A 9,942-nucleotide genomic window follows, 5' to 3' on the forward strand; every position below is an offset into this window, starting at 1 on the left:
CTTCGCGGCGCGCGTGGCAATGACTTCAACCCGCAGGCGCGTGATGTCGTCGATCTCGACGCGATCGACGAGGCGAATAACACCTCCGGCCTCGGCGCCGACTCCATCCTGCGCCAAGCCGGCTTCGTTGAGATTGACCGCACGGCTGAGGCGCGGACGATCCAGATTTCGGTTCCTCGGATGTGACCGATGCACAAGCGTAAGCTCGTCATGCCACCCGATACGATCACGACCCGATTGGACGGCTGGATCGGCGGACCGGATCACATCCCGGCCCATATCGCCGAGCTGATCGCCCGCGCGATGCCTCATGCCCGCCACGGCACGATCGCGGCCATCCGCGCGCGAATGCTCGCGCGCCACAAGAAGGTGCTCGGCCATGAATAAATTGACCTCAGCCGAAGAGTGTGGCGCACCCCCCGCGACCGCTCTCGGTGGAGAGGTGGCCGCTGCCGGCGTCGAGGTTAGCGACAACGGCAGCGGCCCCGATGCGGAGGTGGATGATTACGACAAACTGCTCGCCGAGATCGGCCGTTCCTATGACGAAGATGTGCGGATCGCGATCCACGAGGCGGGGCACATCGTCGCTGCGCGTCTGCTTGGACATTCGCTTGGCGGCGCGACGGTCAACCCCGGCCCCGGCTACGGCGGCCGGGTTTGGAGCGAGCGGCACATGGAGGCATATGCGGAAGGCCGGGGCGATGCTTCCGACGTTCGCCATGCACTTGCTCCGTTGATGCCGCAGCCCGGTGAGGATCACAGCTCGGTCTCCGACATCTTCGGCAATTGCTATGCTCAAGTAGTCGAATTGATGGCTGGCCGCGCTGCCGAACGCATGATGCTCGACGGTGAGCCTGCGCTCCCTGTCGATGATCTCCGGCAGGCTCGTGAACTGGCTTTGCTGTTCTGCGAGACCGAGGAGGCCATCGAGACCTTCATCGAGCACTGCGAGATTGCCGCGCGAGACTTGTTGATGCCTTACGGCGATTTGTTGATGACGCTGTCGATGGTGCTGAGGATCAAGCGAACGCTCGATGGAGCCGAGATCGACAGGATCATCTTAGAAGCGGAGACGCGCAAGGCGCTGGCGATCGAGCATCGGCGCCGTGAAGACTGGCGTAAGCGCGAACTGGTCGCGAGCCGCTTTCGGGCGGAATGTGATCGGCGTCACGGCGCGCCACATTTTACACCAGATCGCATGTGGTAATCGACGACATCGAGGATCGGAAGGCACGGCGGATGTAACCGGCTTGATGATCGTGGAAGGCCCCGACGTGCGATATTGTCGGGGCTTTTTTATCGTTGGCGTTTCCCCCGACGCATTCGAGAAAGTAGCCCACTCACGATTGTTTGCTTGCGCAGTGAATGATCGCGCATAGTTCGCAGCGATCGGTCATCCAGTTCGCGCAGCCGGTCAATCTGAACTTTGAGCCTCGGGGGTATTTCTTCTTCTCTGAAATAGGTTTGCAATCTTTCACCGATCTCTCGGAGGATTGCACGTCTAAGTTCTTCGTCGATAGGGCTTTGCATAACGGAACCTCTTTGTTCCGGCTGAAATTTCGAACTCGCACCTCCTGGCCTGCCCTGTGATTGTCGCCGTGCATAACAGCGGCGACGCTCTTCGAACGGGCAACGCCGTTGGTTGAGAAATGTTCACATAAGCTAATGGGAGAACCCGCAGATCAAGACGAGTAACGAACGATATCGCCCGGCTGCATGCGATCCTGGTGGATCGAGCCGGCAGTGATCCTGACCAGTTTTGATTAGCCTTTCGACAGCCCCAATACTTCAACGGCGCGAATGCAAATTTAGGCGGGTCTTTGAAGCCGGTCTGTAACTCAGCGAAGCGGCAGATGGGGAATGCCCTCGCTGCGCTGTCGGATTGAACCCGAGGTCTCTTCGGGAGTTGTGATCAGGGGCAGGTTAGGAGTGGCGGAGGCTCGACCGCTTATGGACCGGTGCAGGGAAGTGGCGATGCTTTCGCAGGCGGACCAACTGATCGCTGGAGCAGAGAGGGCGATCATTGAGCAGATCGCTCACTTCGACAAAGAGCGCATCGCTGGGCATGACACGGCGATGGCAGAGCGCACGCTTCGCGCGTTTACCGATAGTCTTAAAGCTCTAAGAGAACGCCGAGTGCTGATTGTTCGCACGATCCAGCAGATAGATCGCGGTCTCATTTGATGACGAAAAAACCTGCGCATGCTGTTGGGGGAGCGAGAAGACCGCCCGAAGGCGGTCTTTTCAGTGCAACGCACCGGGCCAAAATCGATCGGGATCAAACGTACTCGGCCCGCAGTGCCCACAAGCTAACCATCATGCAACGAGCGCTGCCTCACAAAAATAGTTGCAGTTCTAAAATGGTTCGTTTGCCTTGTACACGCGCGTCCACCCTCGTCGAGGATAATGCGGGACTTGTTGAATTCGACAGCGTCGTGTGCCGACGCACGTCATAGCTCCCGCTCCATTGCAGGATGCTGCCGGTTCTTCACTTTGACCCAATACTTGCTGCGGCCAGCCTGATAAGGCCGGTCGCGTCGTTTCGACACCAATCCCTCAAAACACATGTTGCACGCAGCTCGAAACAGATCAGGCCCAGATCGCCGCTCAAAGGGATTGACGAACACGCCCTCAGGACGGCGCGCCAATAGGCGCTCCAAGTTCGCCTTCCGCATCGACAAGGGCAAAATGCGGAGGTTATCACCGCCTTCGGCGAGAATATCGAAGGCGCAGAACTGCACTTCATGATCCGTGCTTGCGCGAGTGAAGCGCGTCATCGACGCCGAGCACGACCGCTTCACCATCGAGCACGAACTGCTTCTGGCGGACCTTAAGCGCGGCCTCGACGATCGTGGCTGGTCCAATTGTAGCCACCGCGCGTGATAAGACGAACGCGGTTGCCGTCGCGCTCCAAGCGCCGGCGATAGCGTCGTATTTCACCTCATGAAGCCAATCTCATAGGAACCTATGTCGGAAAGCGGTATTATCATCCATCACCGGCCAAGGCTCTGTCCGTAGGCGTCGGTGGCTGAGAGACCGATAGCGCTCCCGCCTGCAAAGCGGAGGGAGTGCGGCATGACCAACCGTCGGCCAATTCTATCTTCAACAAGCATAGTGCTAAGGGTCCTAGCGGCCAGAGAAAGCGAGCATCAACCTCCGCGCCCCACGCGGCGTAAGCGCTTGCGCTCGCGAGTGGGCGCGGTTGATGTCCCGCCAAGAACGCGACACGGCCCCCGAATGACCAGGGGGTCGGGATCGGCGCTGACGTACCGGTGGTCGCGGTGTGGATAGGTCCTGTTACCGGCAGACCGCTGGGCGGGCTTAGCATTGATGGATCTCTCTCCACCGCCGACAACTTGATTTAGGTCAATGGTCCGGTTCCGGCTTAGCCGATCTATTGGGCTATGAAGCGCCCACAGGAGCCTCGGTCGGACAAGGAAGCGCCACGGCCCAAGCCGTCGCACTTGGAGGAGGCGCGCCGGTTAATTGAGGAGTATGCGGCTGATCTGCGGGAAATAATCAAGAAGCTCCGTCAGCGCCTGCATTGAGACAAACTGCTGAGCGTTGACCTTGCGTCGCGGTTTTGCGCTTCCCCATACTGAGCTTCGCATTTGGCCGAGGTAGAGCGCCAAATTGAGCCTGGAATTGACGGGTAACTCAGCATTAGCTCACAAGCTGCCTCGGCAAAACCATCACGATGTTGATCTCGCGCTCCAGTATCTTGGATGCGATTATCGAAATGTGCAGCGCGAACTCGTCCTCGATCTTCGCGGCGTTGTCCTCGTGCTTGGCGTAGAAAGAATAGGGTGTCGCCATCGACCTCATCGGACGCCCGCGAACAGACGGTCGAACGTCCTTGCGCCGACGATGAACCCGTGTGAGCTTGGATTGCGTGGTCGTGGATGTCGGAGAGTTGCATGCTTTTAAGATAGTGCCAGCACCACGGAGGCAAGCCCCGCCAGCCACGTGCCACAACGCAGGTGGTTGCGTTCCGACAGCTATTGGGCTCCTGCATCCGCATGTACTTCAACCACTAACTTAATCTCGTCGTTTGCTTTGCGTTCCACTTCATTCGACGACCTTGTCCGCGCGAGCCATGACGCTGTCAGGAATGCTTATACGAAATGAAGCAGCAGTTTTGAGGTTTAGACCAAGCTCGAAAACGACTGGCTGCTCGACGGGAGTTTGAGCGGGATCGGCTCCTCTGAAGATCCTATCGACGTATTGTGCCACCTTGCGATAGACCGCCTTGTACTCTGTGCCGTAGCTTGCCAGTCCGCCCATATCAACGAAAAGGGTAGATTGGTAGATGGCCGGAAGGTTTGCCTTCGCCGCTAACGGAACGATCGCCGGTCGGGTCACATCGCCTAATACAAAAAGAGCGTCGCATTGCTCTTGCTTCATTTTCTCGAATGCCTGATCGAGATCGCTGGGCGCAGGTGCTGTCACAGCAACGGCCAACAGTCCCAAGCTTTTTGCTGCGGCATCAGCCAACTCAAGCTGAGTTGGGTGCGTCGGATTATTGGAGCCAAGAACAGCAATTCGCTTGGCCGATGGCACGATGGTATGTAGGAGTTCGACCGCCTTCCCCACAGAGTCGCCAACCATATTTGCCATACCGGTGATATTACCGCCGGGATGGGACAGGCTTTTAACGAAGCCAGACCCGATCGGATCGGTAGCCGGCGCCATGATGATCGGAATGTTTGATGTTGCCTTTTGTGCAGCAGCTATAGCGGGAGTTGTGACGGCAACAATAACGTCTGCACGAAGCACTATAAGTTCGCCCATCAGTGCGGGCAAGCGTTCGACTTTCCCCTCGGCCATTCGTTGATCGATGATGAGGTTCTTGCCTTCGATATATCCAAGGTCCCGCAGTGAACCACGAAAGACGTCGTACAGAGCCCGGTCCGCCGGGTTGTCGTACTTTCCCGGATAAAGGTGAGCGATGCGCCAAACCTTATTTGACGGTGCTTGCGCCCTAGCTATCAATGGCCCCGCAATGGTGGCCGCGCCGATGCTCCAAATGAAATTGCGCCGCAGCATTGGGTTTCTCCGAAAATCGACTGATTTCAGATAGGCAAAGTCCTACTATTTTGGGAAAGGCGCGCGAACTTGTACAGTCATTCCTCGGTAGTCAGATGGTGCCGACCGTCCGGGGGCCAGCGCGCATCCCGCCCCTCGGGGTCAATGCTTGCTGATCACCGGAGACTCGGTCGTCTCGGAAGACGCCGGGCATAGGCTGTAGGTTTCCGACGTAACAATAACCCCGGCCGCCAATCTGCTCGACCTAGATCGTGCGCTCCTTGGTGGCCCGCAAGCTGCGGACGTAATAGCCGTGCCGTGTCTCTGAACGGCTGACCTGATCTCGTCGCTGACTCTGAGAACTCTTTTTCTGCTCTTGCGCCATTTACTCGGATAGCAAACCACAGGCACCGCACAGCCTGTACTTAGAACGAGCACGTCGCGCTTGTCATTGCGATAAACATCAAACTGCGATGGTTGTAAATCTGCAACGCTCGCCACTTTCTGCTTTACTTTATTCTGAGAACGAGCTGATACGCTTCCGGACAGATTGGTCGGCCTAGGGTGTCGTTGAACGGTTTGAGGCAGCGGATGTTGGTGGCTGACGGGCCGCCTGTGCGCGGCGGCGGTGGCATTCCCCAACGTATCATCACCATCTCGGTGCCTGTATCGGTGTTGCGAATGACCGGCGCAGGATAGTCGGTCGACGTAGCGATTGACGACGCGAAAGAGGCGGATGATCGCTTCCTGGTTGGTCGTGATGGAGTAGATGCACATATGTTACGGTTGACTGGCCTCTAGCCGGAAAATCTCTTCGTCAAGATCGTCGATCAGCTTGCTTACAAGCTCGGTAAATTTCCACAGCTTAGGGATCACTTCTTCTCCATCGAGCACCTCACGGAAGCGAACGTTCACAACTGTATAACCAGATTGCTGATTATGCTCGAAAGCCTTCGAACCTGGTCGCAGTCGTTCTTCGGCGGACAAGACACCAGCGACCTGCTCTCGTGGGATACTGTAGATCGCGCCCGGTGCGATCGGTGGCGGATCGTCCTCATCTTCTTTTCGGATGGCCACCATGAGGCCGCTCGAATGCGTCACCGTCGGAGTTACAAATCTATGTTTGTCGATGCGATCTAGCTGATTAAGAGCCCACAAATCACACTCTGGCGCCGCTTTGTATCCCCTCACAAATTCGACGATGATTGGCCCGATCTGAGGTATTGCTGCACAAATCGTCTTGTAGTCCGATGATTTCGGAAGCGCTTCGTCGGGGTAGAGGGGGAAGTACAACTTCGATAACTGTTCCTCTGTGCCACCTGCGGCCTTGACGATCGTCCAGGCTATCGCGTCAAGTGCTGAGCGAATGTTGTGTATTGCGTCCCCGATCATGGGTCCCAGTGGCGACGAAAATCCTTGGGGCCTTCTTATCGCAACCGTTTCTAGATTACGCTCCGGTGCATCCTTCTTGTGAGCGAACGCAATTTCGAAATTTTCACGATTAACAGTCCAGAGCCATTTCTCGATGCCATTGATGTGAGCTATCGACCGCTCGACCTTGCGTTTCGCGTCAATAAAATGCGTATCCATGATCAACCATCACGTTATCGTTCTCCCGGCCACCAAGTCGATGGTGGATCGCTCGCCGAAATCTTGGTCATCCGCAGTGCAACAAGATGGCTCCGCTTGTACGGATAGCCGCACATCGCCGAGCAAACCGTGCAGTGCATGTAGCGCTCCAACTCGTGAACCGGCGTCGCCTTTGAGCGCCGCACGATGTCAGGGCGACTGTTTGGTTTGTGTCGCAGCCGAGACACAGGACTTCGAAGTAGCCATACCCGCATTGAGGGCATCGCCCAACGTCGGTGACGGCTGCGCCGGTCCTTTGAAGGCGAGCATGCGCTTATTCCACGCGCTCACAGCCGAGCCAGTCGGACGTGGAAAACGTTCCGTGAGCGGCATCAACTAGGTTTCGTGGCCCAGAGACTTTGAAGCCGCGCGAGCGATGCAAGGGCGTCCGCAGCACCTTTGTCTGAGGCTTGGCTCGCCCACTCCTGTATGAGCGGCAGAAACGTGTCCAGACTAACGCGAAATCTCAATCGCAGATACGCGCTTTGTGCCCACTTCACCTCCACGGCCGACGCCATATTCCAGAAGAAGTTTACGTAGTGCACAATCGCATCCGATATAGCTGTGTCGGTCTTTATCTTTGATTTGAGCGCAGCCATGTCATGAAGGAGCGGTCTGATCCTTTGACGTGCACTGAGCATGGGCTCTTCATTCCATTGTTTCGCAATTGCGAAGGCGTTCGTGAACTGCGCTCGTTCGTCCGTTAAGGCAAAAAGCAAAACGGTGTTAGCGAGGGCCGTTATGGCAACTACGGCACCCATTCCGGACACCCAAACGGCATTCTCTTTGACGTCCGCGTGAATGAGGAGGATCGCAAGGCCCAGAGCGCAGCAAAGACCGATCGCCGCTACAAGCACGGCAAGTTTCTTGATCGAAGTCATCGACGTCCATTCCCCAACAAATTCTTAAAGTACACCTATCTACCACAGGTTTAGTAAAAAAATAAAGTCACGATCGAACGAGCCCGCGAACGGCAGATTGTCCAACCGACGTTGAGCGTCGGGTCGGTCGCGACTAAAATTCCGCGCGGTCAGTGTATCCACCTTGTGGACATTTATCGTGGCCGACGTCTTATGGTGTCCTTCCATTGATATTTGCTGTGGGCTTTGTCTAAGACAAGGTTCGCTGAGAGGTAAGATTGCGTAGGGCCGCCGTCCGTCGAGCGGTTATAGGCGCCTAACCCCACCCCTTCGACGCTGTGTGCTGTAGCTCCTGTATCTGGTACTCGAAGTGCTGTGTCTGCCGTTCGAGGTAGGCTACCCGCGAAGCGAGTTCTTGGAACCGTTTTTCCTCTCTGGCCTTGAGAGCGTCTCGATCTTCAAGCCACCAATAGTAAAAGACCGCAGCCCAACAAGCGACCAGCAACCACTGGAAGTTTTTGCTGTCGCTGAGGACGACGCTGTAGATCGAAACGAGTGACAGGCAAACGTAGCCGATGACCCTCAATGCCTTCATTGATCGTGCCCCTCTCGTCACCAGTCGTTGAGTTCGAGGATCAAATCAGCATCCGGACCCTGATCGGGGTCTCTGCCGGTAAGCGCATTCAGTTGATCGCTCATTCCTGCAAGCCGTATCTGGATTGTCTTCAATCGCATTTCGAGTTCGCCGACCATCCACAGGACAAGCACACCAAGCCAGCATATCAGCGTGTCGGTCCGATCTAGGTTGAGAAGCCACGGCGCGGTCATCGCACCGACTGTCATGATCGCCATTCCAGCGCGCCGCCATGATCGCATCCGACGATACTTTTTCAACGCGCCCTTAAGCTCAAACTCCATTCCGCTCCCCCCGAAACTCAGTTGCAGCCTGCGCCAATCGTCCGCATCAACGTGGCGTGTTGTATTCTTCACAGCCACGCTCGCTTCCTTGCGGGGCGTGCATAGGATGGAACACAAAACAAAAATCGTATCGATGTTCGGCGTCGAAGATGTCGGAGTACCGAATGTTGCCATGAAGGTAGAGCCTATGAGCGTCACCTTCGAGCAGCTTCACGGCCTCCGGATTGAATTGCATCGAGATCGGCTCATTGACCTCTTTGGTCCCATAGACCACCGCATAGTCAAAGGTCTGCGTGTTTCCGCCAATCTGACCTGAAAGCTTTGTTTGGTTGAGAAGATACGGACCTATTTCAAACGTGGCGGCCAATCTGAGTTTATATGCCGGTGTCACACCGGCGGCGTGTATCGCAAGGTCGGCTCTAAATTTTCCGAGGGCTGTTTCCGTGAGCGCCGTATGATCGATGAAGAGATAGGCCCGAAGCTGGCGGTTCTCGGTGTCCTTTGCGTTCCAAGCCTGCCATCCCGTAAACATCGCAGCGCATAGAGCGGCAACAGCGGCGGCGACGGATGCCGCAAAGGTGGCGTTATCAAAAAAGTCGCGGTTCTTGCGAGGCATCAGGATTTCTGCTTATACGGTTCGTCACTTGTCGCCGGATCGAGCGCCGCACGGTTTACGAAGGTGGCGTTGCAGTCTGCCCTGGTGCCGGTGGTGGACATGCAGCAGACCTCCAGCCGACCTTGCAGGCCCACTCATTGTAGGCGGCAAAACCCTGAGCTACCGCGCCGAGGGCAGCGAGCACCGTCGCGACGGCGACGATCACCGCTACGGCTTCTTGCCGCCGCGTCAGATCGAGTGGCCGCCGGATTTCGACAGGTTTGCCGTGCCAGTAAAGCTCGCCTCTCGCGTCAACCCCTAGCGCTCCGGCCTCGTCTATCGAAATCGATCTGATGCCTTTGGGCCACGTCGACTGATCGGGCGGCCGGTGTGGCACGTCCTTCAGCTCTTGCTCGCGATCACCCATCGAATGTCCCAGCTATCCCACGCGAGAAGCGTAGCGCCATTCGGCTGCGGGCTAGGGTTGTTTTCGGAGATACCCACAGGCTCGCGGGCGGGCGGCAGCCCAGCGAGGGTTAGCCCTAGCCATACAGCGGGCGAGGCCGGACGAGGGTGCTACAGCGGCCTGGTCTGCACTACCGCCCCGTATCATCGGCTGCGGAAGCGCGCGGTGAGGAACCCGGCGCACGGGACACCATACGGACACCAATTTTGGTTTCCCTCGCGCTATCAATTGGTTACATAGAGCCTCATCTTCCCGCAAGGGGAGAAGAGGGGGCAGGCCAGCCTCGGCTTCGTTAGGCTACGGATACCAAGAACTCGGCCGAGAACTGTCGGGGGGAACGTAGGTAGCGCTTCCCCGCTACCAATGAATTCATGTCCGGCCCGAAGACATGGGTAACGGACCGTACCTAAGACATGGGTGACAGCCTCGTGCCGAACGGGTTGTCGAGG

The 9,942-nt window shown here is 57.0% G+C and carries 12 protein-coding genes and 2 pseudogenes; 4 read left to right on the plus strand and 10 right to left on the minus strand.

What is annotated here, in order from left to right; translation table 11 throughout:
- From SO139_RS44300 to SO139_RS44315, 4 genes are all read left to right on the plus strand, one after another.
- The coding region (locus SO139_RS44300; protein WP_498542007.1) for a hypothetical protein at nt 1-186 on the plus strand (186 nt) is incomplete at its 5' end.
- Between the two features lie 3 nt (nt 187-189).
- A complete protein-coding gene (locus SO139_RS44305; RefSeq protein WP_474804600.1) occupies nt 190-387 on the plus strand; it encodes a hypothetical protein in 198 nt (65 codons plus the stop codon).
- The gene (locus tag SO139_RS44310) at nt 380-1,207 is read left to right on the plus strand and encodes a hypothetical protein (RefSeq protein ID WP_498542008.1); all 828 of its coding nucleotides are present in this window, start codon (nt 380-382) and stop codon (nt 1,205-1,207) included. Before SO139_RS44305 ends, SO139_RS44310 begins: the two co-directional genes overlap by 8 nt.
- A 767-nt stretch (nt 1,208-1,974) precedes the next feature.
- A complete protein-coding gene (locus tag SO139_RS44315; protein ID WP_474804606.1) occupies nt 1,975-2,184 on the plus strand; it encodes a hypothetical protein in 210 nt (69 codons plus the stop codon).
- A gap of 266 nt (nt 2,185-2,450) precedes the next feature.
- Here SO139_RS44315 and SO139_RS44320 read toward each other — a convergent pair whose 3' ends face one another.
- The 10 genes and pseudogenes from SO139_RS44320 to SO139_RS44365 all read right to left on the minus strand — a co-directional run bounded on the left by SO139_RS44320 (nt 2,451) and on the right by SO139_RS44365 (nt 9,048).
- Entirely contained in the window at nt 2,451-2,804 is a 354-nt protein-coding gene (locus tag SO139_RS44320; RefSeq protein ID WP_474804609.1) for an ATP-dependent DNA ligase, read from the minus strand.
- An 859-nt stretch (nt 2,805-3,663) separates the two neighbouring features.
- Nucleotides 3,664-3,816 (minus strand): hypothetical protein, encoded by a 153-nt coding sequence (locus tag SO139_RS44325; protein ID WP_474804612.1) that lies wholly within the window; start codon nt 3,814-3,816, stop codon nt 3,664-3,666.
- A 252-nt stretch (nt 3,817-4,068) separates the two neighbouring features.
- Nucleotides 4,069-5,046, minus strand: a complete 978-nt coding sequence (locus SO139_RS44330; RefSeq protein ID WP_474804615.1) for an ABC transporter substrate-binding protein — start codon at nt 5,044-5,046, stop codon at nt 4,069-4,071.
- A gap of 566 nt (nt 5,047-5,612) precedes the next feature.
- Nucleotides 5,613-5,802, minus strand: a pseudogene (locus SO139_RS44335) (SOS response-associated peptidase); the annotation flags it as partial.
- A 3-nt stretch (nt 5,803-5,805) separates the two neighbouring features.
- On the minus strand, nt 5,806-6,615 hold the full coding sequence (locus tag SO139_RS44340) for a hypothetical protein (protein WP_498542009.1): 810 nt from the start codon (nt 6,613-6,615) through the stop codon (nt 5,806-5,808).
- A 14-nt stretch (nt 6,616-6,629) separates the two neighbouring features.
- Nucleotides 6,630-6,948, minus strand: a pseudogene (locus SO139_RS44345) (hypothetical protein); the annotation flags it as partial.
- A 38-nt stretch (nt 6,949-6,986) separates the two neighbouring features.
- Nucleotides 6,987-7,535 carry a hypothetical protein gene (locus tag SO139_RS44350; protein WP_474804624.1) on the minus strand — a complete coding sequence of 183 codons (549 nt, stop codon included), beginning with the start codon at nt 7,533-7,535 and terminating at the stop codon, nt 6,987-6,989.
- Between the two features lie 295 nt (nt 7,536-7,830).
- The gene (locus SO139_RS44355; protein ID WP_474804627.1) at nt 7,831-8,109 is read right to left on the minus strand and encodes a hypothetical protein; all 279 of its coding nucleotides are present in this window, start codon (nt 8,107-8,109) and stop codon (nt 7,831-7,833) included.
- 17 nt (nt 8,110-8,126) lie between these two features.
- Nucleotides 8,127-8,510 carry a hypothetical protein gene (locus SO139_RS44360; protein WP_474804630.1) on the minus strand — a complete coding sequence of 128 codons (384 nt, stop codon included), beginning with the start codon at nt 8,508-8,510 and terminating at the stop codon, nt 8,127-8,129.
- On the minus strand, nt 8,479-9,048 hold the full coding sequence (locus SO139_RS44365; RefSeq protein ID WP_498542010.1) for a hypothetical protein: 570 nt from the start codon (nt 9,046-9,048) through the stop codon (nt 8,479-8,481). Before SO139_RS44365 ends, SO139_RS44360 begins: the two co-directional genes overlap by 32 nt.
- Nucleotides 9,049-9,942 lie beyond the last annotated feature (894 nt).

It is taken from the genome of Bradyrhizobium sp. UFLA05-89 (assembly GCF_059803475.1).

Bases quoted from the DNA above. Each gene is read 5' to 3' on its own strand.
- SO139_RS44305 (WP_474804600.1), top strand. From the start codon at position 190: ATGCACAAGCGTAAGCTCGTCATGCCACCCGATACGATCACGACCCGA.
- SO139_RS44310 (WP_498542008.1), top strand. From the start codon at position 380: ATGAATAAATTGACCTCAGCCGAAGAGTGTGGCGCACCCCCCGCGACC.
- SO139_RS44315 (WP_474804606.1), top strand. From the start codon at position 1,975: ATGCTTTCGCAGGCGGACCAACTGATCGCTGGAGCAGAGAGGGCGATC.
- SO139_RS44320 (WP_474804609.1), bottom strand. From the start codon at position 2,804: ATGGTGAAGCGGTCGTGCTCGGCGTCGATGACGCGCTTCACTCGCGCA.
- SO139_RS44325 (WP_474804612.1), bottom strand. From the start codon at position 3,816: ATGGCGACACCCTATTCTTTCTACGCCAAGCACGAGGACAACGCCGCG.
- SO139_RS44330 (WP_474804615.1), bottom strand. From the start codon at position 5,046: ATGCTGCGGCGCAATTTCATTTGGAGCATCGGCGCGGCCACCATTGCG.
- SO139_RS44340 (WP_498542009.1), bottom strand. From the start codon at position 6,615: ATGGATACGCATTTTATTGACGCGAAACGCAAGGTCGAGCGGTCGATA.
- SO139_RS44350 (WP_474804624.1), bottom strand. From the start codon at position 7,535: ATGACTTCGATCAAGAAACTTGCCGTGCTTGTAGCGGCGATCGGTCTT.
- SO139_RS44355 (WP_474804627.1), bottom strand. From the start codon at position 8,109: ATGAAGGCATTGAGGGTCATCGGCTACGTTTGCCTGTCACTCGTTTCG.
- SO139_RS44365 (WP_498542010.1), bottom strand. From the start codon at position 9,048: ATGCCTCGCAAGAACCGCGACTTTTTTGATAACGCCACCTTTGCGGCA.